Source organism: Vibrio sp. 970 (genome assembly GCF_033339075.1).
Genome location: NZ_JAWOTW010000786.1, coordinates 1 through 524 on the forward strand (window position 1 = coordinate 1; position 524 = coordinate 524).

1 protein-coding gene is annotated in these 524 nt (G+C 45.6%); it reads left to right on the forward strand.

From position 1 onward, the window contains the following. Window positions 1–524 (forward strand): ATP-binding protein (locus R7Q11_RS29175; protein WP_225467345.1); only part of this gene is annotated, 524 nt, incomplete at both ends.

Genomic DNA, 524 nt, shown 5'->3' on the forward strand with positions numbered 1-524 from the left:
GATTTCTGATAACGGTATCGGTATGAGCCGCAATGACGTTATCGAACATTTAGGCACCATCGCAAAATCAGGCACCGCGGAATTCTTCTCAAAGCTTTCAGAAGAGCAAAGCAAAGACTCGCAATTGATCGGTCAATTTGGTGTTGGTTTCTACTCTGCATTTATCGTTGCTGATGCGGTGACCGTGCGCACTCGTGCAGCAGGTTTGCCAGCAGATGAAGCTGTGCAATGGCATTCTGCGGGCGAGGGTGAGTACACCATTGAAAACATCACTAAAGAATCTCGTGGTACCGACATTATTCTTCACATGCGTGACGAAGGTAAAGAGTTCTTAAATGAATGGCGCTTGCGCGATGTCATCAGCAAGTACTCGGATCACATCGGTATTCCTGTTTCTATCCAAACTGTAGTGCGTGATGAAGACGGTAAAGAGACAGATGAGAAGAAGTGGGAGCAAATCAACAAAGCTCAAGCGTTGTGGACGCGTAATAAAGCAGATATCTCAGATGAAGAATACCAAGAAT